Here is a 26,011-nt window from a genome sequence, read left to right as displayed (position 1 = left end):
AGCCGTGCCATGCACATCGACCTCACCGGCGAGGTCGCGGTCGTCACCGGCGTCCTCGGCCGGCTCGGGCCGGTCTGGGCGCGGGCGCTGCTCGACGCCGGCGCCCGGGTGGTCGGGCTGGACCTGGCCGAGACCGCCTCCCGGCGGCTCGAGGAGGCGCTGGCGGGTGGGGACCGCGAGCGGTTCACCCTGGTCGGCGCCGACATCACCGACCGTGGCGCGCTCGACGGGGCGCTGCGGCGGTGCGTGTCGGTGGCGGGAGCACCGACGATCCTGGTCAACAACGCGGGCATCGACCAGCCGCCCTCCGCCGACGGGCAGAGCCGGCTCTTCGGCGACCTGCCCGACGCGCCCAGCGCCGAGGTGCTGGAGGTCAACGCGCTCGGGACCCTCCGGGTCTGCCAGGTGTTCGGGTCGCACATGGCCAGCCGTGGCAGGGGGTCGATCGTCAACATCGGCTCCCTCTACGGGGGGCTGGCCCCCGACCCCCGGCTCTACGCGCACCTGCCGATGGACCCACCGTTCCTCAAACCGCCCGCCTACGGGATGTCGAAGGCGGGGGTGGCGGCGCTCAGCCGCTACCTGGCCGCCCTGTGGGGGCCGCACGGCGTACGGGTCAACACCCTGTCACCCGGCGGGGTCCTCGGTGAGCAGGACGAGATCTTCCGGGAGCGGTTCAGCGCCCGGACGCCGCTGGGCCGGATGGCCCTGCGGGGCGACCTCACCGGCCCGCTGCTGTTCCTGGCCTCGGGCATGAGCGCCTACGTGACCGGCACCGAGCTGCTCGTCGACGGCGGATACGGCTGCTGGTGACCGGCGACCGGGAGGAGTTGCCGATGGGACCGTACCCGGGCTGGCTGCCCACCTCCGAGTTCACCCGCGTGCTCGCCGGGATCGGCGGGACCGGGGACCGGTGCGCCGCCTTCGCCGCGATGTGCCGGGTGAACACCCTCTACGCGGTGATGCGCGCGGGCTCCGGCCACCTGGGGTCGAGCTTCAGCGCGGCCGACATCGTCAGCAGGCTCCTGCTGGCCGAGCTGCGCCGGCCGTTCACCGCCGACGGCGACCTGTACTTCTCCTCCAAGGGCCACGACGTCCCCGGGCTCTACGCCGCCATGATCGGCCTCGGCGTGCTCGACGAGGGCCTGCTGCACCGGCTGCGCCGCCTCGGTGGGCTGCCCGGGCACCCCGACGTGCGCACCCCGTGGATGCCGTTCAACACGGGGTCGCTGGGCATGGGGGTCTCGAAGGCGAAGGGGCTGATCCTGGGCGACCGGATCCGGGGCCGGTCCCGGCGGGTCTTCGTGCTCACCGGCGACGGCGAGCTGCAGGAGGGCCAGAACTGGGAGGCCCTCGCGGGCGCGGCCCACGCCGGCCTGCACGAGCTCACCGTGCTGGTCGACCACAACAAGCTGCAGTCCGACACCTGGGTCCGGGACGTCTCGGACCTCGGTGACCTGGTCGCCAAGTTCCGGGCCTTCGGCTGGGGGGTGCTGCGCTGCGACGGCAACGACAGCGCCGAGGTCGGCGGCGCGCTGCGGGAGCGGGCCGACCGTTTCGGTGCCGGGCCCGCCGTGATCATCGCCGACACGGTCAAGGGCGCGGGGTGCGCCCTGTTCGCCGCGACCTCGATGCCCGAGGGCGAGTGGCGGTACCGCTACCACAGCGGAGCCCCGGCCCTGTCGGAGTACCTGATCGCCCACGAGCAGCTCGTCACCGCCGCCGACGAGGTGCTCGCGCGGCACGGCCTGGATCCGCTCCGGCCGGTCGGCACCGACCTGCCACGGCGTGCGGCGGGCACCGCCCCACGCCTTCCCCAGGTGTACGGCGAGGCCCTCACCGCGCTCGCCGCGACCGACGAGCGGATCGTCGCCCTGGACGCCGACCTGCTCCTGGACACCGGCCTGATCCCGTTCGCCGAGGCCTTCCCGCAGCGGCTCGTCGAATGCGGCATCGCCGAGCAGGACATGGTGTCGATGGCGGGTGGGATCGCCTCCGCCGGTCTGCTCCCCTTCGTCCACTCGTTCTCCTGCTTCCTGCACGCGCGGCCGAACGAGCACATCTACAACAACGCCACCGAGGGCCGCCGGATCGTCTACGTGGGGTCACTCGCCGGGGTGCTGCCCGCCGGTCCGGGCCACTCACACCAGGCGGTACGCGACGTGGCGGCCGTCGGCGCCGTGCCGGGCCTGCTGGTGCTCGCCCCCGCCGGCCCCGCGCAGGTGCGCGCCGCCGTCGGGTTCTGCGCGACCGCCGAGCAGAGCGTCTACCTGCGGCTGGAGAGTACGCCCGTCCCTGCGGAGGTCGCCGCGCTGCGCCACCCGGTGCCGGCACCGGGCCACGGTGTCGTCCTGCGCCCCGGCGGCCGGACCGTCGCGCTCGGCGCCGGCCCGCTCGTGCTCGGCCAACTGCTGCGCGCCGCCGACGTGCTGGCGGCGGAGGGCGTCGACCTCACCGTCGTCGACCTGCCCTGGCTGAACACGGTCGATCCGGGCTGGCTGGGGAGGCTGGCCGGGGAGGCCGACCGGATCCTGGTGGTGGAGAACCACCTCGGGCACGGCGGCCACGCCGACACCGTGGCCCGTGCCCTGCTCGAACTCGACCTCCCCGAGCCGCCGCGACTGCGGGGTCTGGGCGTCACCGGGGTGCCGGTCTGCGGCACCGACGACGAGGCGCTGCACGCGCACGGGCTGCACGCCGAGCAGCTCGCCGCGGCGGTCCGGGCCTGGCCGTCCTCCCCGGCTGCCGATCGGCAGCCGTCCCGCCCCACCCGAAGGAGCTGAGCACGTGCACACCGCGCGCCACGAACTCATCCGTCCCCCGGCCGCGCACGTCGACGGCTTCCGGCGGGTGCTGGCCGAGTACAGCCCGAGCTGCCTGGTCGTCGACGCCCGCGCCCGCGACGGCGGCATCGGCGGGCTGGTCCCGGTCACCGACACCCACCGCATCGCCGGGCCCGCGTTGACCGTGAACCTGTCGATCGACGACCTGGTGGACTGCATGCCGGTGCTGGCGCTGGCCCAGCCGGGCGACGTCGTGGTGCTGGCCGCCCGGCAGTCGCGCACGACCGCGATGTGGGGGGCCCTGATGTCCACGCTGTCGCAGAAGGCGGGGGTCGCGGGCAGCATCGTCGACGGCGCGATCCGCGACGTCGACGAGATCCGCGACCTCGGCTTCCCGGTCTGGTACCGGTCGACGGTGCCCCGGGCCTCGCCGTCGGCGGTGCACGGACGCACGGAGCCGGTGCAGGTCAACGTGCCGGTCGTGGTCGGCGGCGAGGTGATCCACCCGGGGGACATCGTCGTCGCCGACGTCAACGGGGTGGCGGTGGTCCCGGCGGGCGACGCGGAGGCGGTGCTCGAGGCGACCCACGCCCAGATCGACAAGGAACGCATCGTCCGCGAGAAGATCGCCTCCGGCATGTCCCTGCCCGAGCTGCTGGCCGAGTTCGGACACCTGTGACCACGGTGGAGGGTCACCGACCCGGCGGGGCGCTGGGTTCCTTCGCGGACCCCTCGGCGGCGCCCGCGACCTGGATCTGGCGCGACGGGGCGCTGGTGCCCTGGCGGGAGGCGACCGTGCACGTCACCTCCGTCGGGCACGCCTCGGTCGCCGCCGTCTTCGAGGGGATCAAGGCGTACCGCGCCGTGGACGGGGACCGGCTGCTGGTGTTCCGCCTCGACGACCACCTCGACCGGTTGTACGAGTCGGCGCGGTTGTGCCGCATCGTCATCCCGTTCTCACCGGACGAGTTGCGGACGGCGGTGCTGGAGACCCTGCGGGCCAACGGGTACCGCGACGACACGTACGTGCGGCCGTGGGCCTTCCCGCGCGGCCTGGTCCGGGAGCAGATGGTGCCGGCGGGGGTGGAGTGCGAGGTGGTCATCGACACCTGGCCGTTCACCAGTCACCTCTTCCGGGAGCGGGCCTGCCGGGCCGGGGTGAGCACCTGGACGAGACCGGGTGACTCCCAGTTGCCGGCCCGGGTGAAGGCCTTCTCGAACTACCACAACGGGCGGCTCGCGGTGATGGAGGCCCGGGTCAACGGGCACGACTGGCCGGTGCTGCTCAACGACCGGGGCCAGGTGTCCGAGGGCGCCGGCGCCTGCGTCGCGCTGGTCCGCCGGGGGACCGTCGTCACCCCCTCGCTGACCAGCGCGCTGCTCGCCGGCATCACCCGGTCGACGGCGCTGGACCTGCTGCGTGACCTCGGTGTCCCGGTCGAGGAGCGGGAGGTGGACCGCACCGAGCTGGCCCTGGCCGACGAGGTGTTCTTCGTGGGGACCGGGTGGGAGGTGCTGCCGGTCGGGACGATCGACGGGCTCGTCGTCGGCGACGGCGGCACCGGGCCGGTGACGGCCCGCCTGGAACGCGCCTACGCGGACACCGTCCGGGGGGTGCTGCCCGCCCGGCCGGGCTGGCTCACCGAGGTGCCCCGGTGACGGGGGTGGGACGTCCATGCGGGTCGTGACCGCGCGGGAGCACGGCGGCAGCGAGGTGCTCCGGACGGAGATCCGGCCCGATCCGGTGCCGGGCCCCGGTGAGGTGGCGGTCGCGGTGCGGGCGTGCGGCGTCAACTTCCACGACGTGTACGTGCGGTCGGGGCTCTACCCGGGGCCGCTGCCGGTCGTGCCCGGCCTCGACGGCGCGGGAGTCGTCGAGGCCGTCGGCGCCGGGGTCACCGAGGTCGGCGCGGGTGACCGGGTGGCCTGGGTCGACGGCACCGGCGGCAGCTACGCCGAGCGGGTGGTGCTGCCCGCCGCCCGGACGGTGCCCGTACCGGACGGGGTGTCCTTGGAGCAGGCGGCGGGGGTCGTCCTGCAGGGCATGACCGCGCACTACCTGACGCACGACACCTACCGGATCGCGCGGGGTGACACCGTCGTCGTGCACGCCGCGGCGGGGGGTGTGGGACTGCTCCTGGTGCAGGTGGCCAAGCTGCGGGGGGCGAGCGTCGTCGCCGTGGCCTCCACACCGGACAAGATGCGGCTGGCCGCGGCGGCCGGGGCCGACCACGTGCTGCACCCGGGCGAGGACCTGGCCGCCCGGGTGCGGGGGCTCACCTCGGGGGCGGGGGCGGCGGCCGTCTACGACGGGGTCGGCCGGGCCACCTTCGACGCGAGCCTCGCCAGCCTGCGCCCCCGGGGCACGCTGGCGCTCTTCGGCCAGTCCAGCGGATTCGTCGCGCCGGTGGCGCCGCAGCGGCTCAACGAGGCCGGTTCGGTCTACCTGACCCGGCCCAACCTCGTCCACTACACCGCCGATCGGGCCGAACTGCTCGGCCGGGCGGGGCAGGTGCTGCGGTGGCTCGCCGACGGTGTCATCGACCTGCGGATCGGTGGCCGGTACGCCCTCGGGGCGGCGGCGTCCGCGCACGCCGCCCTCGAGTCGCGGCGCACGAGCGGGAAGCTGCTGCTGATCCCGTGACCCGCCGGTCCGGCGTCACGGCGTAACGGCGGGATTCGCCGTTGTTCGCTCCGGGCGGCGGCGCGAAGCATCACAGACAGGTCAGGCCCCGGACACTACGCCAGGAGTGCATCGCGTGACTGTTGCTCGTGAGCGAACCCTTCGGTTGACCGATGCGCAGGAGGGCATGTGGTTCGTCCACCGGCTCCGTCGGGACGGCGTCGAGTACTGGCGCGGTGAGGTCGTCGAGATCCACGGCCCGGTCGACGTCCCGCTGTTCCGCCGGGCCGCCGAGCTGCTGATCGCCGAGGACGAGACGACCCGGCTGCGGATCGTCGAGACCCCGGACGGTCCCCGGCAGTTCCTCGGTGCCGCCGCCCCGGTGCGGACGCTCGACGTCAGCGGCGAGGCCGACCCGTGGCAGGCCGTCCTGCGGCACACCCGCGACGAGGTCGGCCGGCCCGTGGACCTGGCGACCGGCCCCAACGTCACGACGACCCTCTTCCAGGCCGGCGGCGACCGCTTCTACTGGGCCAGGGTCGGGCACCGCTGCGTGCAGGACGGCCCCGGCGCCCTGGTCACCGTGCGCCGGCTGGCCGCGCTCTACACCGCGCTGGTCACCGGCGGTGACCCCGGCGCCCCGCTGCCCGGCCTGGGCGCTCTGCTGACCGCGCAGGAGGCCTACCACCGCAGCGCCCGGTTCGCAGAGGACCGGCGCTACTGGCGCGACCGGCTCGCCGGCCTCGCGGAGCCGGTCACCCTCGCCGGCCGGATGGCCTCGGCGGGCGGTGTACGCCTGCGGCACGTCCGAAAGTTGTCGGTCGCGCACACGGACCGGCTGTTCGAGGGCGCCCACCGGCACGGCGTCCGGTGGTCCGCCGTCGTGCTCGCGGCGACCGCCCTCTACCTGGCGCGCAGCACCGGCGCCCGGGAGGTCGTGCTCGGCGTGCCGGTGCCGGTCCGGTACGGCGACGAGGTGGCGGCCACCGCCGGCGCGGTCTCGACCGTGCTGCCGGTCCGGCTCACCGTCGACCCCGCAGGGTCCGTCGCCGGGCTGCTGCGGCACACCGGCGACCGGCTCGCCGAGGCGCTGCGCCACCAGCGGTACGGGATCGAGCGGATGAGCCGCGACCGGGGCGCGGTACACCCCGACCGTCGGCTCTACGGGCCGCTGGTCGACGTGGTGCCGGACTCGGACGGGATCGCCTTCGCAGGAGCGCGGGCCACCGTCCGGAGCATCACCGACGGGCCGGTCGACGACGTGTCGTTCGTCGTCCAGGACCGGCGTGGGGTCGGTGCGGGGCTGCGCCTCGACCTGGCGGCGAATCCCGCGCTCTACACCGGGGCCGCGCTCGCGGCGCACGCCGAGGGGTTCGTGGGTGTGCTGGACCGGTTGGCCGCCGCCGAGCCGCAGGCCCCGCAGGCCGCGATCGTCGCGGCGGTCCCGGCCGGGACGCCGCCGGTCGTCGACGGACGCACCGACACCGGGCGTCCCGGGGAGAGCCTGCGGCCGGTCGACGGCGCGCAGGAGCGCCCGGCCGGGCCGGCGCCGGGGTCCGGGACCGCCGGCTCTGGCCCGTCGTCGCCGCTGGAGGAGGTGCTGTGCGCGCTCGTCGGCCAGGTGCTCGGACGGGCGTCGGTCGGCACGACGGACAGCTTCTTCGACCTGGGTGGTGACTCGCCGCTGGCGGCGCGGCTGGTGGGCGACGTGCGCTCGGCGCTCGGTGTCGAGGTGCCGTTGCGGGTGGTCTTCGACCACCCGACGGTCGCCGCGCTGGCGGCCTGGGCCGGCGCCGGTGGGCGGACCCGGCCGAGGATCGTGCCGCTGTCGTTCGCGCAGCGGCGGTTGTGGTTCCTCGGCGAGCTGACCGGGTCGGACGGCCTGTACGACATCCCGAGCGCGGTGCGGCTGGTCGGCGAGCTGGACGTGGCGGCGCTCCGAGCCGCCCTGCGGGACGTGATCGACCGGCACGAGGCGCTGCGCACGGTGTACCCGGTGGTGGCCGGTGAGCCCTACCAGCGGGTCGTCGAGACGCCGCCGGACCCCTTCGACGGGGCGGGGGACCTGCCGCTGCGGGCCACCCTGACCCCGGTGGGCGACCGGGAGCACGTGCTGGCGCTGACGGTGCGGCACATCGCCGGGGACGGCTGGTCGATGGGGCTGCTGTGGCGGGACCTGTCGACGGCGTACGCGGCACGGCGGCAGGGGCGCGAGCCGGGTTGGACGCCGCTGCCGGTGCAGTACGTCGACTACACCCTGTGGCAGCGGGAGCTGCTGTCCGGGGACCTGTACGCCCGGCAGGTCGCCTACTGGCGCGACGCCCTGGCGGATCTTCCCGAGGAGGTGCCGCTGCCCGTCGACCGGCCCCGCCCGGCGGTGCCGTCACACCGGGGTGGGCTGGTCCCGATCGACGTGCCGGCCGGCCTGCACGCGAGACTGACCGCGCTGGCCGGATCGCACGGCGTGACGATGTTCATGGTGCTGCACGCGGCGGTCGCCGTGCTGCTGGCCCGGCTCGGCGCGGGCCCGGACCTGCCGATCGGCACCCCGGTCGCCGGGCGCACCGACCCCGCCCTCGACGACCTCGTCGGATCGTTCGTCAACACCCTCGTGCTGCGCACCGACCTCGCCGGCAACCCGTCCTTCGCGGAGGTCCTCGGCCGGGTCCGGGAGGCCGGGCTGGGCGCGTTCGAGCACCAGGACCTGCCGTTCGAGCGGCTCGTCGAGGAGCTGTCGCCGGTACGGTCGCTGGCCCGGCACCCGCTGTTCCAGGTCATGGTGGTGCTCCAGAGCGCCCCCGAGGTGCTGCCCGACCTCACCGGCCTCCGGGTTGAGGCCCTGCCCCCGGGCGACCTGGGGGCCAAGTTCGACCTCAGCTTCCAGTTCGACGAGAAGGGCGGGCTGGGCGGCGGGCTGCTCTACGCGGCCGACCTGTTCGACCGGCACACCGCGCAGGGGATCGTCACCCGGCTCGTGCGGGTGCTGGACGCGGTCAGCGCCGACCCGTCACGGCCGGTCGGCCGGATCGACCTGCTCGACGCGGCCGAACGCCACGAGCTGCTGGTACGACGCAACCGGACGGCCCGCGTCGTGCCCGCCACCACCGTGACCGAGCTCTTCGCCGACCAAGTGACACGGACCCCGACGGCCGTCGCCGTGACCGACCGCCGGGGCGCGCTGACCTACACCGAGCTGGACGCGCGGGCCAACCAGGTGGCCCGGTTGCTGGTCGACCGGGGCGTCGGCCCGGAGTCCCTGGTGGCGGTGTGGATGGAGCGGGGCCGCGACCTCGTGGCCGCCCTGCTGGGGGTGTTCAAGGCCGGCGGGACGCTGCTGCCGCTGGACCCCGGCCACCCGGAACAGCGGGTCCTGGACACCATCGCGGACGCCGCACCGGCCGTGGTGTTCAGCGACCGTCCGGTCCCGGGTGGCGTCGGCCCCACCGACCTGGCGGGACTGGGCACCGGCCCGGTCGGTGACCGGGGTCTGCGCCCGGCGCACGCCGCCTACGTCATCTACACCTCCGGGTCCACCGGCCGACCCAAGGGCGTCGTCGTCGAGCACCGCAACCTCGCCGCCTACCTGTGCCGGGCCCGGACCGTCTACCCCGGGGTGGACGGCACCGCGCTGGTGCACTCCTCGGTCGCCTTCGACCTCACCGTCACCGCCCTCTACACGCCGCTGATCTCCGGTGGGACGGTGCACCTGGCGGAGCTGCACGACGACGACGCGCGCACGGCGGGCGCCGACTTCATGAAGGTCACCCCGTCGCACCTGGCCCTGCTCGGCACCCTGCCCGAGCAGGTCTCGCCGCGTCGTGCCCTGCTCGTCGGTGGTGAGGCGCTGACCGGTGAGGCCCTGGCCGGCTGGCGGGAGCGGCACCCGGACGTGCTGGTCGTCAACGCGTACGGCCCGACCGAGCTGACCGTGAACTGCCTCGACCACCGGCTGGAACCCGGCGAGCCGGTCCCGGCCGGGCCGGTGCCGATCGGGCTGCCCTTCTGGAACACCCGGGTCTACGTGCTGGACGGGATGCTCCAGCCGGTTCCGCCGGGGGTGCCCGGTGAGCTGTACGTGGCGGGTACCGGGGTGGCGCGGGGCTACCGGGGCCGCGCCGGGCTGACCGCGCAGCGGTTCGTCGCCGACCCGTACGCGGTGGGGGAGCGGATGTACCGCACCGGTGACCGGGTGCGGTGGACCGCGGCGGGGGTCCTGGAGTTCGTCGGGCGCGCCGACGAGCAGGTGAAGATCCGGGGCTTCCGGATCGAACCCGCCGAGGTCGAGGCCGCCGTCGCGGCCTGCCCGGGGGTGACGAGGGCGGCGGTCGTCGTCCGGGAGGACACGCCGGGGGACAAACGCCTGGTGGCGTACGTGGTGGGCGGCGGCGTCGGGGTGCGCGCGGAGCTGGCGCGGCGGCTGCCGGACTACCTGGTCCCGTCGGCGGTGGTGGCCCTCGACGCGCTGCCGTTGACGGTGAGCGGGAAGCTGGACCGGCGGGCGCTGCCGGCGCCGGTCTACGAGACGTCCGGGGGCCGCCCGTCGACGCCGCGCGAGGAGATCATCTGTGCCGTCTTCGCCGAGGTGCTGGGCCTGCCGTCGGTCGGCGTCACCGACGACTTCTTCCACCTGGGCGGGCACTCGCTGCTGGCGGTGACGCTGGTCGAACGGCTGCGGTCCCGGGACGTGCCGGTCGACGTGCGGACGCTGTTCGAGGCGCCGACGCCGCAGCGCCTGGCGGCGGTCGCCGGTGGCCGAAAGGTGGCGGTCGCCGAGGCGTTCGTCCCGCCGGACGCCTCCGAGGTCCTGCCCACGATGGTTCCCCTGGCCGGGCTGTCCCGGGACGAGTTGGCCACGGTGGTCGCCGGGGTCGACGGTGGTGCCGCCGCCGTCGCGGACGTCTACCCGCTGGGGCCGTTGCAGGAAGGGCTCTTCTTCCACCACCGGCTCGCCGACGCGACCGCGGGCACGACCGACCCGTACGTCGTGCGGCTCGTCCTCGGGTTCGGCTCACCCGGGGAGGTGGCCGCCTTCCTCGCCGCCCTGCAGGTCGTCATCGACCGGCACGACATCCTGCGGACCACGCTGGAGTGGGAGGGCATCGCCCACCCCGTCCAGGTCGTCCACCGCCGCGCGGTCCTTCCGGTGACCGTGGTCGACGACCTGGCCGGCGTCGACCTGGTGGACGCGGAGCTGCCGCCGCTGGACCTGCGTCGCGCGCCGCTGATGGCCGCCCACGTGCACGGCACCCACGTGCTGCTGCGGATGCACCACCTCACCCAGGACCACACCACCCTGGAGGTGATGCTGACCGAGGCCCGCGCCGTCCTCGACGGCCGCGCCGCCGACCTGCCGGAGCCGCTGCCCTACCGGGCCTTCGTGGCGCAGGCGCTGCTCGGGGTCAGCCGCGAGGAGCACACCGCCTACTTCACCCGGCTGCTCGGCGACGTCACCGAGCCGACGGCACCCTTCGGCGTGCTCGACGTGCGCGGCGACGGCCGGGACGTCCGGCACACCAGGGCGGTGCTCGACGACGGCCTGGCCGCCCGGATGCGGGCGGCGGCCCGGGCGCTGGGCGTCACCCCGGCGACGGTGTTCCACGTGGTGTGGTCGCGGGCCCTCGCCGCCCTGTCCGGTCGGGGTGACGTCGTGTTCGGCACCGTCCTCTTCGGCCGGATGCAGGCCGGGACGGGCGGCGACCGGGTCCCCGGCCTGTTCATCAACACCGTCCCGGTGCGCGCCCGGGTCGCCGGAGTCGGCGTCGGTGACGCCGTCCGGGCGATGCGGTCCCAGCTCGCCGAGACCCTCGGGCACGAACACGCCCCGCTGGGCCTGGCGCAGCGCGCCAGCGGCGTGCCGGCGCCCGCGCCGCTGTTCACCGCGCTGTTCAACTACCGCTACAACGAGACGTTCCTGACCGGCACCGGGGTCGGCTTCGAGCTGGTCGCGGTCCGCGAGCGCACGAACTACCCGCTGGACGTGTCGGTCGAGGACCTGGGCACCGGCTTCGGGTTCACCGTGCACGCCGTACCCCCGATCGACCCGGAGGTCGTCGTCGCCGTGCTGCGCGCCACGACCGCCGCGGTCGTCCGGGCGCTCGAGACCGAACCCGGCCGGGACCTCGGCTCGGTCGACGTGCTCGACGGTGACCTGCGGCACGAGCTGGTGACCCGGCGCAACGACACCGCCCGGGACGTCCCCGAGGTGACCATCGCCGAGCTCTTCGCCGAGCAGGTCGCCCGCGCCCCGGACGCCGTCGCGGTCGTCGACGGTGACCGGCGGCTGACCTACGCCGCGCTGGATGCCGACGCGAACCGGCTGGCGTGGCTGCTGCGGGACCGGGGCGTCGTTCCCGACGCGCTGGTCGCCGTGCTGCTGCCGCGCAGCGCGGAGCTGGTCGTGACGCTGCTGGCCGTGCTGAAAGCCGGCGGCGCGTACCTGCCGCTGGATCCCGACCATCCCGAGCAGCACCTGCGGTCCCTGCTCGCGGCGGCCGGGCCGGTGTTGACCCTCACCGCCGCCGACCTGGCCGCCCTGCCGGACGACGGCCCCCGGACCTGCCCGCCCGGCACGGCGGTCCCGGACAACCTGGCGCACGTCATGTTCACCTCCGGTTCGACGGGCACGCCCAAGGGCATCGCGATCACCCAGCGGGCGGTGGTGAACTTCGCCCGCGACCGGTGCTGGCCCGCCGGCGACGCGCTGCGGCTGCCGCTGCGGTCGCGGCAGTCGTTCGACGGGGCGACCCTGGAGATCTGGGTGCCGCTGCTCACCGGCGGGCAGGTCGTGGTCGCGCCGGGCGACCGGTTCGACGCGGCCGTCCTGCGCGCGCTGGTCGCCGGGCAGGGGGTCGACGTGGTCAACCTCAACGCCGGCCTGTTCCGGGTCCTCGCCGAGGAGGACCCGACGGTCTTCGCCGGGGTGCGGGAGGTCCTCGTCGGCGGGGACGTCGTCCCGGCCCGTGCGGTGCGGGCCGTCCTCGACACCGTGCCGGGGATCACCGTCCGGCACCTGTACGGTCCGACCGAGGTGACCGTGACGACCAGTCAGCTCGCCTTCACCGATCCCGCCGGGGTCGGTGCGGTCCTGCCGATCGGCCGGCCGCTGGACAACACCCGCGTCCACGTGCTGGACGACCGGCTGCGGCTCGTGCCGCCGGGGGTGACGGGCGAGCTGTACGTGTCCGGCACGGGGGTGGCCCGGGGCTACCTGGGTCAGGTGGGGCTGACCGCGCAGCGGTTCGTCGCCGACCCGTTCGTCGCGGGCGGGCGGATGTACCGGACCGGCGACGTGGTGCGCTGGTCGCCGGACGGGGTGCTGGAGTTCGTGGGCCGGGCCGACGACCAGGTGAAGATCCGGGGCTTCCGGATCGAGCCGGCCGAGGTGGCGGCGGTCGTCGCCGAGCAGCCCGGGGTCACGCAGGCCGCGGTCGTCGTCCGCGAGGACAGCCCCGGCGAGAAGCGCCTGGTGGCCTACGTGGTGGGCAGCGCCGCCGGGGTGCGGGAGCGGGTGGCGCAGCGGCTGCCGGAGTACCTGGTGCCGGCCGCCGTGGTGGAGCTCGACGCGCTGCCGCTGTCGGTGAACGGGAAGCTGGACCGGGCGGCGTTGCCCGCGCCGGTGTACGCCGGCGCCGACCGGCTGGACCCGTCGTCACCCCGGGAGGAGCTGCTGTGCGGCGTCTTCGCGGACCTGCTCGGGCTCGCGGCGGTCGGGGTGACGGACAACTTCTTCGACCTGGGCGGTCATTCGTTGCTCGCGATGCGGCTGGTCGCCCGGATCCGGTCGGTGCTCGGTGTGGAGGTGCCGCTGCGGGTGGTGTTCGAGTCGCCGACGGTCGCGGGCCTGGCCCGGTGGTCCGCCGCTGGCCAGCCGGCCCGGCCCGGGGTCCGGCCGGTGTCCCGGCCCGACGTCGTCCCGCTGTCGTTCGCGCAGCGGCGGCTGTGGTTCCTGGGTGAGCTGACCGAACAGCGACGGCTGTACGAGATCACGGTCGCGGTCCGGGTCACCGGTGACCTGGACGAGCCGGCGCTGCGGGCGGCGCTGCGGGACGTGGTCGAGCGGCACGAGGTGCTGCGGACGGTCTACCCGGCGGTGGCCGGTGAGCCGCGTCAGGTGGTGCTGGAGCCGCCGTCGACCGGGGACCTTCCCGAGGAGTACCCGGTGCGGATGACCGTGGCCCCCGTGACGGGCGGGGCGCGGCTGGTGACGCTGACGGTGCACCACATCGCGGCGGACGGCTGGTCGATGCGGCCGTTGTGGCGGGACCTGTCGGTGGCGTACGCGGCGCGCCGGGAGGGCAGCGCGCCGGGGTGGTCGCCGTTGCCGGTGCAGTACGTGGACTACACGCTGTGGCAGCGGGACCTGTTGGACTCGGGTGGTCTGCTCCAGCGGCAGGTGGACCACTGGCGGGCCGCGTTGGCGGGCGCACCGGAGGAGGTGACGCTGCCGGTCGACCGGCCCCGGCCCGCCGTGGCGTCGTACGCCGGGGGCAGGGTGGACATCGCGATCCCGGCGGACCTGCACGCGGCTGTGGTGGCGCTGGCGCGGTCGCGGGGCGTGACGGTCTTCATGGTCCTGCAGGCGGCGGTGGCGGTGCTGGTGTCGCGGCTCGGCGCCGGTGACGACATCGTGCTGGGCACGCCGGTGGCCGGGCGGACCGACGACGCGCTGGACGACCTGGTGGGGCTCTTCGTCAACACGCTGGTCCTGCGGACGGACCTGTCGGGTGATCCGACGTTCGCGCAGGTGTTGGGTCGGGTCCGGGAGGTGGGTCTGGCCGCGTTCGAGCATCAGGACGTGCCGTTCGAGCGGCTGGTGGAGGAGTTGGCGCCGGCCCGGTCGATGGCCCGGCACCCGCTCTTCCAGGTCTTCGTGGCGTTGCAGAACACCGCCGAACCCGTCCTCGAACTCGCCGGCACCAGCGTCGAACGGGTCCCCGCCGGCCCGGTGACCGCCAAGTTCGACCTCGACTTCCAGCTCCTCGAACGTGTTGGCCCCGACGGCGGCGCTGCGGGCCTGACCGGCTGGGCGGTCTACGCCACCGACCTCTTCGACCACACCACCGTCGTCACGCTGGTCGAGCGGCTCGTCCGCGTCCTGCGCACCGTCACCACGGACCCGGCGACCCCGGTCCGCGCGATCGACCTCCTCGACGACGCCGAGCGCCACCGGCTGCTGGTCGAGTGGAACGACACCGCACGCCACGTGCCCACCGGTACCGTGCACGGCCTCTTCGCGGCGCAGGCCGCGCGGACCCCGGACGCGGTCGCCACCGTCGACGCCCGGGGCGCCCTGACCTACGCCGAGCTCGACGCCCGCGCCAACCGTCTCGCGCACCGGCTCGTCGAGCGTGGTGTCGGGCCCGACTCGCTGGTCGCCGTGCTGATGGACCGCTGCACCGACCTCGTCGCCACCCTGCTGGCCGTGCTCAAGGCCGGTGGCGCCTACCTGCCCCTCGACGCCAAGGCCCCACCGGCCCGGATGCGTACCGTGCTGGGCAACCACGACGTGGTGACCCTGCTGGCCGACCGGCACTGGGCGGACGTCGCCCGCGACGTCACCACCGGCGACCTCCTGATCGTCGACGACGACTCCTTCGCCGCCGGGCCGGCGTCCGCCCCGGTCACCGCCACCACCGACGGCAACCTCGGGTACGTCATGTTCACCTCCGGCTCGACCGGCGTCCCCAAGGGCATCGCCACCACCCACCGCGACCTCGTCCAGCTCGCCACCGACAGCTGCTGGGACTTCACCTTCCCGGCCCGCAGCCTGCTGGTCTCGCCGTACTCCTTCGACGCCACCGCCTACGAACTCTGGGCGCCGCTGCTGGCCGGCGGCCGGGTGGTGGTCCCGCCAAAGGGGCAGCTCGACACGGCTACCCTGCGGGCCCTGATCGCCGAGCACGGGCTGTCCCACATGCTGCTCACCGCGGGCCTGTTCCGGGTGATCGCCGAGGAGGACCCGGGCGTCTTCGCCGGTGTCCACGAGGTGCTCACCGGCGGTGACGTGGTCTCCGCGCGCGCGGTGCGCCGGGTCCTGGAGACCCTGCCCGGCCTGCGGGTCCGTCAGCTCTACGCTCCCACCGAGATCACCCTGTGCGGCGTGCAGCTGGAGTTCACCGACCCCGCCCAGGTCGGTGCGGTCCTGCCGATCGGCCGGCCGATGGACAACACCCGGGTGTACGTCCTCGACGACCTGCTGCGGCCCGTCCCGCCGGGCGTCCGGGGCGAGCTGTACGTCGCCGGTGCCGGAGTCGCCCGTGGCTACCTGGACCGCCCGGCGTTGACCTCGGAACGGTTCGTCGCCGACCCGTTCACCGGCGTCGGCGAGCGGATGTACCGCACCGGTGACGTGGCCTCCTGGTCGGCCGCCGGGGTGCTGGAGTTCGTCGGCCGGGCCGACGACCAGGTGAAGATCCGGGGCTTCCGGATCGAGCCGGCCGAGGTCGAGGCGGTCGTCGCCGGGCAGCCCGGCGTCGACCAGGCGGCGGTGGTCGTCCGCGAGGACGAGCCCGGGGAGAAACGCCTGGTGGCCTACGTGGTGGGCAGCGGCGTCGGGGTGCGCGAGCACGTGGCGCGGCAGCTGCCGGAGTACATGGTGCCGGCCGCGGTCGTCGTCGTCGACGCGCTCCCGGTGACGGCGAACAACAAGCTCGACCGGGCCGCCCTGCCCGCCCCGGTGTACGAGACCGCGAGCCGTGCGCCGTCGACGCTGCGGCAGGAGCTGCTCGGCACGCTCTTCGCCGAGGTGCTGGGGCTGCCGGCGGTCGGGGTGACGGACAACTTCTTCGACCTGGGCGGTCATTCGTTGCTCGCGATGCGGCTGGTCGCCCGGATCCGGTCGGTGCTCGGCGTCGAGGTGCCGCTGCGGGTGGTGTTCGAGTCGCCGTCGGTGGCGGGCCTGGCCGAGTGGGCCTCCGGCGGAGAGGAGGTCCGGCCCCGGGTCCGGCCGGTGGCCCGCCCCGACCGGGTGCCGTTGTCGTACGCGCAGGTGCGGCTGTGGCTGCTCAACCAGATCGACGGGGGCAGCGCCTACAACAGTTCGTTCGTGTTGCGGCTGACCGGCGACCTGGACGTCGCGGCGTTGCGGGCGGCCCTGCGCGACGTGGTCGACCGGCACGAGGTGCTGCGGACCGTGTTCCCCGCCGTGGACGGCGAGCCCCACCAGGCGGTGCTCGACGACCCGCCGGCCGCGCTGACCGAGATCGGGGCCGAGGAGATCACGGCGGCGGCGGAGCATGCGTTCGACCTGGCCACGGAGGCGCCGCTGCGGGCGTCGCTCGCCGCGACCGGCGAGCGGGAGCACGTGCTGGTACTGGCGATGCACCACATCGCGGGGGACGGCTGGTCGATGGGTCCGCTGTGGCGGGATCTCTCCACGGCCTACCGGGCCCGGCGGCAGGGGAGCGCGCCGGGGTGGTCGCCGTTGCCGGTGCAGTACGTGGACTACACGCTGTGGCAGCGGGACCTGTTGGACTCGGGTGGTCTGCTCCAGCGGCAGGTGGACCACTGGCGGAGGGTGTTGGCGGGCGCGCCGCAGGAGCTGACGCTGCCGTTCGACCGGCCCCGGCCCGCCGTGGCGTCGTACGCCGGTGGGGTGACCCCCGTGGAGATTCCCGCGGACCTGCACGCGGCGCTGGCCGGGCTGGCCAGGTCGCAGGGCGTGACGATGTTCATGGTTCTGCAGGCGGCGGTGGCGGTGCTGCTGTCGCGGCTCGGCGCGGGCGACGACATCGTGCTGGGCACGCCGGTGGCCGGGCGTACCGACGACGCGCTGGACGACCTGGTCGGCTTCTTCGTCAACACGCTGGTCCTGCGGACGGACCTGTCGGGTGATCCGACGTTCGCGCAGGTGTTGGGTCGGGTCCGGGAGGTGGGTCTGGCCGCGTTCGAGCATCAGGACGTGCCGTTCGAGCGGCTCGTGGAGGAGTTGGCGCCGGCCCGGTCGATGGCCCGGCACCCGCTCTTCCAGGTCGTCCTCGCCCTGCACAACAACGCCGAACCGGTCCTCGACCTGCCGGGACTGCGGATCGACCCGCTCACCCCCGGCGGCCGGTCGGCGAAACTGGACCTCAACGTTCAGCTCACCGAACGCTTCGACCAGGCCGGTGCACCCGCCGGCCTGACCGGCGGGATCGTCTACGCCGCCGAACTGTTCGACGGCTCCACCGTGGACATGATCGTCGCCGGCCTGCTGCGCGTGCTGCGGACGGTCGTCGCCGATCCGGACCGGCACGCCGGCCGGATCGACCTGCTCGACGACGCCCAGCGGAACCGGCTTCTCGACCGTGGACGCGGCCCCACCCGCGACGTCCCGCCGGCCACCGTGCCGGAGCTGTTCGGCGGTCATGCCCGGCGCACCCCGGACGCCGTCGCCGTCGTGCAGGGCCCGGAGCAGCTCACCTACGACGAACTCGACCGCCGCGCCAACCGTTTCGCGCACCTGCTCGCCGACTGCGGTGTCGGCCTCGACGACCTCGTCGCCCTGGTCCTGCCCCGCTCGATCGACCTCGTCGTCGCCGTCCTCGGGGCGATGAAGGCCGGCGCCGCCTACGTACCCGTCGATCCGGGCTATCCGGCCGAGCGGATCGACCGGCTGCTCACCGGCCTGAAACCCGCCATGGTCGTCGACGACCGCCGGACGGTCACCCGCACCGGCGACTACCCGGACACCGCGCCGGCGGTGGGTCTGCTGCCGGAGCACGCCGCCTACGTCATCTTCACCTCCGGCTCGACCGGCGCGCCCAAGGGTGTCGTGGTCAGCCACCGTGGCATCGCCGACCTGGTCGCGGCCCAGGTCGACCACCTCGGCATCGACGGCGGCAGCCGGGTCGCGCAGGTCTTCTCGCCCAGCTTCGACGCGTCGGTGTGGGAGATGTGCGGTGCGCTGCTCACCGGGGCGACCCTGGTCCTCGGGCCGCCCGACAGCCCGTACGAGGTGCTGACGGACGGGGCCGCGGGGATCACCCACGCGACCGTCACCCCGTCGGCGCTGGCCGCCCTGCCCGCCGACACCGTGCGGGTGCCCACGCTCGTCGTCGCGGGCGAGGCCTGCCCCGCCGAGCTGGTCGCCGCCCGGTCGCCGGGCCGGCGGATGATCAACGCCTACGGCCCCACCGAGACCACCGTCTGCGCGACCATCAGCGACCCGCTGCACGGCGACGGGCCGGTGCCGATCGGCCGGCCGATCACCGGTACCCGCGTCTACGTGCTGGACGACCGGCTGCGGCTCGTCCCGCCCGGGGTCGCCGGTGAGCTGTACGTCTCGGGGGCGGGTCTGGCCCGTGGTTACCTGGGCCAGGCGGCGCTGACCACGCTCCGGTTCGTCGCGGACCCGTACACGCCGGGCGGCCGGATGTACCGCACCGGGGACGTGGTGCGGTGGACGCCCGGCGAGGTTCTCGAGTTCGTCGGGCGCTCCGACGACCAGGTCAAGATCCGCGGGTTCCGGGTGGAGCCGGCCGAGGTTGAGGCCGTCGTCGCCGAACACGTCGGCGTCACGCGGGCGGCGGTGGTCGCGCGGGAGGACGCCGCGGCGGGCACCCGCCTGGTGGCGTACGTGGTCGGCAGCGCGGCCGGGGTGCGGGACTTCGTGGCGCGGCGGCTGCCGGACCACATGGTGCCGTCGGCCGTGGTGGAGCTGGACGCCTTCCCGTTGACGGCGAACGGGAAGATCGACCGGGAGGCGCTGCCCGCCCCCGGCTTCACGGCCACCGGCCGGGGCCCGTCGTCACCGCGCGAGGAGGCCCTCTGCGCGATCTTCGCCGAGGTCCTGGGCCTGCCCGCCGTCGGCGTCGAGGACAGCTTCTTCGACCTGGGCGGCCACTCGTTGCTGGCGATGCGGGTGGCCAGCAGGGTCCGCTCGACGCTGGGCGTGGAGATGCCCATCCGGACGCTGTTCCAGAGCCCGACCGTCGAGCGGCTGGCGGCCGACCTCGGCTCGGCTCCCCGCGCCCGGCCCGCGCTGCGGCGGATGCGCCGTCCGGAGGAGGCGTCGTGATCGGGCTGTCGGTCGCGGGGACGTGCCCGGGGTTCCGCCACCGGGCCGGCGGCGGTGGCGCGGCGGGGCGCTCGTGACCGGCTCCGTGTCGGGGGGTCTCGCCACGCGGGTACTGGCCCGCAGCCGCCGTCACCCCGACGCCCTCGCGGTCGTGGACGGTGACCGGCAGCTCGACTACGCGGCGCTCGCGGACTGCGCGGCGGCGGTCGCCCTCGGGCTCTGGCGACTCGGGGTGCGGCGGGGTCAGGCGGTCGCCGTCTGCCTGCCCCGGTCCTGGCAGTTGGTCGGCACCATGCTCGGCATCCTGCGCGTGGGTGGGGTCGTCGTCCCGCTCGACGCGCAGAATCCCGCCGAGCGCAGCCACCACATCCTGACCGACGCCGGCTGCACGATGGTCGTGCACGACGGCACCGTCCCGGCCGGGTTGCCCCACCGGGTCACCTGCGCCGCCGCGGACGATCTCCTCGCGACCGAGACCGGCCCGACGCCCGACAGCACCCCGGCCGACTGCTCGTTCCTCTTCTACACGTCGGGCACCGCCGGTCGGCCGCAGGGAGTGCAGGTGCGCGACGGCGGCATCCTCCGGCTGGCGGAGCCCGGCTACCTGGAGTTCGGTGCCGGCCGGCGGTTCGCCTGCCTGGCCGACCCGGCGGTCGACGCGCTCAGCTTCGAGGTGTGGGTGCCGTTGCTGACCGGCGGCTGCTGCGTCATCGTCGCCGACCCGGTCGCGCGGACGCCACGCCTGCTGCGCGCCGCGCTGCTGCGGGAGCGGATCGACACGGTCCTCGTCACCACCGTGCTGTTCGCCGCGGTCGTCGCCGAGGAGCCGGCCTGCTTCGCGGCGACCGACCAGGTGCTGGTGGGCGGCGAGCAGCTCGACGTGTCGCTGGTGCGCCGCTGGTACCGCGACAACCCGGACAGCACCACCCGGCTGCACCACGTCTACGGCCGCACCGAGTGCACCACCCTGGCGCTGAGCCATCCGATCGACCGCGAGGTCACCGGGGAGGTGGTCCCGATCGGGCTCGCCCTGCCCGGCACCGAGGCCCTCGCGGTGGCCGGCGACCGGCCGGCGGTGCCGGGCGAGCAGGCCGAGCTCTACCTCGGTGGGGAGGGTGTGGCGGCGGGCTACCGCAATCTGCCCGAGGAGACGGCCTGCCGTTTCGTCCGGCTCGCCTGGCGGGCGGGCCGGCGCTACTACCGGACCGGGGACCTGGTGCGGCTCGACGAGGACGGCACGATGGTGGTCGTCGGCCGGGTCGACCGGCAGGTGACGGTGTGCGGCTGCCGGGTCGAACCCGGTGAGGTGGAGCGGCAGATCCTGACCCACCCGGGCGTCCTGCTGGCGCATGTCTGCGCCCGCCGTGATCCGGTGGCCGGGGGCACCGAACTGCTCGCCTACGTCGTGCTGCGCCACGAGGTGCCGTACGGCGACTACGACCGGCACCTGGCCCACACCCTGCCGCCGGCGCTGCGCCCGCGCCGCACCTACCGGGTCGACGCGTTGCCGGTGACCGACGACGGCACGGTCGACGAGGCCGCGCTCCTCGCCGCCGTCGGCCCGCCGTCGCGCGGGGAGGGGGACGGCGTGGTCGTCACCGCCTGGCGGCGGCTGGGGGAGGAGCACCGGCCGGGGCTGGTCGGCGCGGTGCCGGGGCCCGACCGCGACGCCGCCGTCGGGCCGCCGCACGGGGGCGAGGCACCGACCGCGATCAATCAGGACGGGGGTACGCCGTGAACCCGTACGAGTCGATGCCGGCACGGGCGTTCTGGCGGGCGGCGGTCGTCGAGCCGGGGATGGCCGGGATCAGCGACCTGTGGCGGCCGGCGTTCGCGATCGGCCAGGACGACGCGGTGATCACCGCCGGGTCCTGTTTCGCCGCGAACCTGGGCCGGGCCCTGCTCGAGCGCGGCTGGAACTGGTGGGACGCCGAGCCGGCGCCACCGGGGCTGACCGGTCCGGAGCGTCGGGCCAGGGGTTACGGGGCCTTCTCCTTCCGCACCGGCAACATCTACACCGCCGCCGTCGCGCGGCAGTGGCTCGCCTGGGCTCTCGGCCGGGCCGAACCGCCCACCGAGGCGTGGGCCGGGGACGGCCGGTTCTTCGACCCGTTCCGGCCGTCGATCGAGCCGGCCGGGTTCGCCAGCGCCGAGGAGATGCTCGAGTCCCGGCGCACCACCCTCGCGGCCATCCGCCGCGCGGTCACCGGGGCGAGCGTGCTCATCTTCACCGTGGGGCTGACCGAGTCGTGGCGCGACGCGGCCAGTGGCGACACCTATCCCGTCTGCCCCGGCACCGTCCGTGGGGAGTTCGACCCCGAGCGGCACGTGTTCCACGAGTTCACCTTCGCCGAGGTGTACGAGGACCTGGTGGCGGTCGTGGACCTGTGTCGCGCCGCCAATCCCGACCTGCGCGTGGTGCTGACCGTGTCGCCGGTGCCGTTGACGGCGACCGCGACGGGCGGGCACGTGCTGACCGCCACCGTGCACGCGAAGTCGGTGCTGCGTGCCGCCGTCGGTCAGGTGGCCGGGGAGCGCGACGACGTCGACTACTTCCCGTCGTACGAGATCGTCGCGGGCTTCCCGGCCCGGGCCGCGTTCTTCGAGCCCAACCTGCGCACCGTCACCCCGGACGGCGTGGACTTCGTCGTGCGGCACTTCGTCGGCGCGCTCGCCGGCCGCCCCGCCGCCCGGCCCTGCCGCACCGGCACCGCCACTCAGATCGGAGGGGATCCCTGTGACGACGCCGTCCTCGACTACTACCGCCCCCGCTAGGTTCCTGCTGCTGGGCGACTCGCACGCGGGACCGATCGGGCGGGCGGCCCAGGCTGCGGGGATCGGCCTCGCCGGTGGGCCGCTCGATATCAGCCGCCGGTACCCGGAGTCCTTCTACGACCTGGGCGACGGTGATGTCGTCTTCCGTAAACCGGCCACCGAGCAGCACTACCGGGAGTTCCTGGCCGTGCTCGGGGTGGCCCGGATGGCCGACCTGCGCGTCCCGGTGGTCTCGACCCTCGGGTTCGGCGTCCACGTCGTCGCGGCCGTCGAGAACTGGCGGATCTACCGCGACGACACCGGCGGCTTTCCGCCCGGGTTCATCGGCGGTGGTCTCTTCGACGAGATCATCACGACGTACTACGGGCAGACGCTCGACCTCTACCGGCACATCCGGGGGATGGGCGTCCGGGTCCTCGGGGTGATGCCGCCGCAGCGGGTGCCGCCGGAGGCGGACCCCGAGGTCTTCTTCGCCGCGCAGCAGTGCATCCGCCGCGAGCTGCTCCGGCTCGGTGTGGAGGTGCCCGACCTGCGGTCCCGGGTCACCGACGAGACCGGTTTCCAGCGCCCGGAGCTGTGCGATCCGGACGACTTCGTGCACGGGAACCTGGCGTTCGGCCGGCTGGTCCTGGCCGATCTCCTCGACCGTGGCCTCTGAGCCGGCCGACGAGCGGGTGGCCGGCCGCCCCGACGGGGAGGGCGGCGGCCGGTCCGCCGCAGACCGTTCGGGCGGGTCACGCTGCCCGGGTCAGGCTCCGGGCCAGTCCGTCCGCGAGGCGCGGGCCGGCCTCCGCGCCGGCGGCACGCAGGTAGGCGTTGGCGCGGGCGTAGGGGTGGCTGGCCGCGTGGGCGACGGCGTCCCCGGCGGCGTACGCGGCGGCGACCGCGACCGCGTTCACCCGGGCGTTGACCCCCGCGAACGACTCGGCGTGGGCGGCGACGTAGTGCTCGGCGTACTGGCCGGCCTGGGCGGCCGCCTCCGCCGCGGGGGCGCCCCGGGAGGTGAGGTAGCCGTACGCCGTCGCGTAGCTGGTGGCGCGCGCCTCGGCGGCGGCGTACGCGCGCCGGTAGACCTCAACCAGCCAGGGTTCGAGCGCCGCGACCCAGTCCTGCGCGGTGCCGAGGTCGCCGTGCAGCGCGGCGGTGTGCAGGCGGCTCAGCTCGGCACTGTCCGGCACGGCCAGCAGGGGGATGACCGTGCTGCGGTGCCAGTCGTGCACCGCCGTGAGCGGGACGGTGGACCAGTTCGGTGTCACGGGCGATCCTTCCGGGGGACGAGGGTGACCGGGACCGAGTCGTAGCCGCGGACGAGGTTCGAGCGGGTGCGGACGACCGGGCCTGCGGGCTCGACGCGCTCCACCCGGCGCAGCACCTCGCCGATCATCGCGGTGAGTTCCGTCGTGGCGAGCGCGGCGCCCAGGCAGTAGTGCGTGCCGGAGGCGAAGGCGAGGTGCGGGTTCGGCGCGCGCGTGACGTCGAAGGTTGCGGCATCGGCGAAGACGGCCTCGTCCCGGTTTCCCGACGCCAGCCACGCGGCGACCCGTTCGCCCGGCCGGACCAGGTGCCCGCCCACCCGGGCCGGCACCACCGCCGTCCGTACCACATGGGTGGCCGGGCTGGTGAACCGGAGCACCTCCTGCACCGCCGGGGCGAGCAGGGCCGGGTCACGCCGGAGCCTCGACCACTGCCCGGGTGCGGCGGCCAGGGCGAGCAGCCCGCCGGCGGTGGCGTGCCGGGTGGTCTCGTTGCCGCCGGAGAGCAGCCCGTCGCAGTTGAGCAGGATCTCCTCGTCGGTGAGCGGCACGTCGCGGATCCGCGCCGCGATCAGTGTGCTGATCAGGTCCTCGCGGGGGTCGCGCCGGCGCCGGGCCAGCAGCTCCTCGAAGTAGAGCAGGATCTCCGCGTGGGCCTCGGCCACCGTGAGGGTCTCCGCGCGGCCACCGGTGGGCCCGAAGGCCACGGTCGTCCGCTCGACCATGAAGTCCCAGTCCTCGGCGGGTACGCCCAGCATGTCGCAGATGACCGAGGCGGGCAGGCGGGCGGCGACCCGGACGAGGTCGCAGCCGCCGTCGCGCAGCGCCTCGTCGACGATCCGGGCGGCGGTCGCGCGCATGGTGCGCTCCAGCCGGGCGACGACCCGTGGGGTGAACGCGGAGTTCACCACCCGCCGGATCTCACCGTGCCGGGGTGGGTCGCTGACGATCAGCATCTTCCCGGCGGCGGTGGCGGTGGCCTCGGGGTTGTCGTCGAGGCGCATCCCGCGCTCGGAGGTGAACCGGGTGTGGTCGCGGAGCACGCGCAGGATCTCCGCGTGGGTGACGACCGCCCAGAACCAGTCGCGGTCGCGCTCCACCCGGTGGATCGGGCCCTGTGCGCGCAGCCGGGCCCAGAGCGTCTCGGGGTCGCCGTCGCGGGCGAGGTCCGGGTCGGCCAGCATGCCGTCCGTGGTGATCCGGTCCGGGCCGGGGGCGGCCGTCACTGGTCGACCATTCTGCGCAGCGGCTTGCGGGCGGGCGTGGACATCTCGCCCAGGCGACGGGCGAGGTCGGCGACCGTGGGGGAGAGGAACAGGGTCCGGATGGGGATCTCCACCCCCAGTTCCGCCCGTGCCCGCGCGATCAGTCGGGTGGCCGACAGCGAGTGCCCGCCGAGGGCGAAGAAGTCGTCGTCGACCCCGACCCGGTCGACGCCGAGCACCGCGCCGAAGAGTCGGCACAACGTCGCCTCCTGGCCGGTGGTCGGGGCGCGGTACCCGTCGCCGCCGGGCGTGGGGGCCGGCAGGGCCGCGCGGTCCAGCTTCCCGTTCGGGGTCAGGGGCAGCTCCGGCAGCACGACGACTGCGGCCGGGACCATGTACGCGGGCAGCAGTTCGGCGACGTGGGCCCGTACCTGGCGGGTGGTCGGCGGCGCCGCCCCGGGTTCCGGTACCAGGTAGGCCACGAGCTGCGGTTCGCCCGGCCGGTCCTCGCGGGCGACGACGGTGGCGTGGCGGACGGCGGCGTGGCGGGTCAGGGTCCGCTCGATCTCGGCCGGTTCGATGCGGAAGCCGCGCAGTTTGATCTGGTGGTCGGTGCGGCCCAGGTACTCGACCTCACCGGTGGCGGTCCAGCGGGCGAGGTCGCCGCTGCGGTACATCCGCGCACCGGGGCCGCCGAAGGGGTTGGCGACGAACCGTTCGGCGGTCAGCGCCGGTTGGTGGGCGTAGCCGCGGGCGAGGCCCTGCCCGGCGATCCAGAGTTCACCGGTCACCCCGGGCGGTACGGGGCGCAGCGTCCGGTCCAGGATCAGGATCTGGTAGTTGACCAGCGGACGGCCGACGGACGGCGGCATGCCGGCGTTCCCGGGACCGAGGTGGGTGGCGGTGGTGTAGAAGGTCTCGGTGGGGCCGTAGGCGTTGGTGACCCGGGCGGTGTGCGCGCACAGCGCCTCCGCCACGGTGGCGGGCAGGGCCTCGCCGGTGCTGACCACACGGAGCCCGCTCAACCGGTCCGGGGCGTGGGCGGCGAGGACCCGCCAGAGCGCGGGGGTGGCCTGCATGACGGTGATCCCCGTCCGCTCGGCGAGGTCGAGCAGGGCCGGTGTGTCGACGATGTCGTCCCGGTCGGCCAGCACCACCCGGCCTCCGGCGAGCAGGGGGAGGAAGAGTTCGAGCGCGGCGATGTCGAAGGCGACGGTGGCGATCGCCAGGAGCCGGTCCGCCGTGGTCAGGGCGAGCAGGCGCTGCATTCCGGCCAGCGAGTTGACCAGTGCGCCGTGCTCGACGACCACGCCTTTCGGGCGGCCGGTCGAGCCGGACGTGTAGATCGTGTAGGCGGCGTGCCGGGTGGTGACCGG

At 74.9% G+C, this 26,011-nt stretch carries 12 protein-coding genes; 9 read left to right on the top strand and 3 right to left on the bottom strand.

The genetic code is table 11. From position 1 onward, the window contains the following. The first annotated feature begins 9 nt into the window (after nt 1–9). From AWW66_RS11370 to AWW66_RS11330, 9 genes are all read left to right on the top strand, one after another. Entirely contained in the window at nt 10–813 is an 804-nt protein-coding gene (locus tag AWW66_RS11370; protein ID WP_067363944.1) for an SDR family oxidoreductase, read from the top strand. Nucleotides 814–836: 23 nt separating this feature from the next. Continuing rightward, complete coding sequence (locus tag AWW66_RS11365; protein ID WP_067364001.1) at nt 837–2,783, top strand: transketolase C-terminal domain-containing protein; 1,947 nt, start codon at nt 837–839, stop codon at nt 2,781–2,783. 4 nt (nt 2,784–2,787) lie between these two features. Then, on the top strand, nt 2,788–3,462 hold the full coding sequence (locus AWW66_RS11360) for an RraA family protein (RefSeq protein WP_067363941.1): 675 nt from the start codon (nt 2,788–2,790) through the stop codon (nt 3,460–3,462). Next, nucleotides 3,459–4,442, top strand: a complete 984-nt coding sequence (gene ilvE, locus AWW66_RS11355; RefSeq protein WP_211271915.1) for a branched-chain-amino-acid transaminase — start codon at nt 3,459–3,461, stop codon at nt 4,440–4,442. The genes AWW66_RS11360 and ilvE overlap by 4 nt, the downstream gene beginning before the upstream one ends. A gap of 16 nt (nt 4,443–4,458) precedes the next feature. Next, entirely contained in the window at nt 4,459–5,427 is a 969-nt protein-coding gene (locus AWW66_RS11350; protein WP_067363938.1) for a quinone oxidoreductase family protein, read from the top strand. A 106-nt stretch (nt 5,428–5,533) separates the two neighbouring features. Continuing rightward, entirely contained in the window at nt 5,534–19,402 is a 13,869-nt protein-coding gene (locus AWW66_RS11345; protein ID WP_342671919.1) for an amino acid adenylation domain-containing protein, read from the top strand. 73 nt (nt 19,403–19,475) lie between these two features. Further along, entirely contained in the window at nt 19,476–21,140 is a 1,665-nt protein-coding gene (locus AWW66_RS11340; protein ID WP_067363932.1) for an AMP-binding protein, read from the top strand. Beyond that, the gene (locus tag AWW66_RS11335; RefSeq protein ID WP_211271914.1) at nt 21,137–22,177 is read left to right on the top strand and encodes a GSCFA domain-containing protein; all 1,041 of its coding nucleotides are present in this window, start codon (nt 21,137–21,139) and stop codon (nt 22,175–22,177) included. The genes AWW66_RS11340 and AWW66_RS11335 overlap by 4 nt, the downstream gene beginning before the upstream one ends. Next, complete coding sequence (locus tag AWW66_RS11330; RefSeq protein WP_211271913.1) at nt 22,140–22,835, top strand: hypothetical protein; 696 nt, start codon at nt 22,140–22,142, stop codon at nt 22,833–22,835. Before AWW66_RS11335 ends, AWW66_RS11330 begins: the two co-directional genes overlap by 38 nt. Nucleotides 22,836–22,911: 76 nt before the next feature. Here the strand turns inward: AWW66_RS11330 and AWW66_RS11325 are convergent, their stop codons facing one another. The 3 genes from AWW66_RS11325 to AWW66_RS11315 form a co-directional block, all read right to left on the bottom strand. Next, nucleotides 22,912–23,433 carry a hypothetical protein gene (locus tag AWW66_RS11325; protein ID WP_067363929.1) on the bottom strand — a complete coding sequence of 174 codons (522 nt, stop codon included), beginning with the start codon at nt 23,431–23,433 and terminating at the stop codon, nt 22,912–22,914. After that, nucleotides 23,430–24,656 (bottom strand): cytochrome P450, encoded by a 1,227-nt coding sequence (locus tag AWW66_RS11320; RefSeq protein WP_342671918.1) that lies wholly within the window; start codon nt 24,654–24,656, stop codon nt 23,430–23,432. The genes AWW66_RS11325 and AWW66_RS11320 overlap by 4 nt, the downstream gene beginning before the upstream one ends. Next, nucleotides 24,653–26,011: non-ribosomal peptide synthetase (locus AWW66_RS11315; RefSeq protein ID WP_157527382.1), on the bottom strand; the 1,359-nt coding region annotated here is incomplete at its 5' end. The genes AWW66_RS11315 and AWW66_RS11320, both read right to left, overlap by 4 nt.

It is taken from the genome of Micromonospora rosaria (genome assembly GCF_001567585.1).
In the GTDB taxonomy this organism is placed as follows: Bacteria; Actinomycetota; Actinomycetes; order Mycobacteriales; family Micromonosporaceae; genus Micromonospora; species Micromonospora rosaria.
This window is presented reverse-complemented; position numbering and strand designations above follow the sequence as displayed.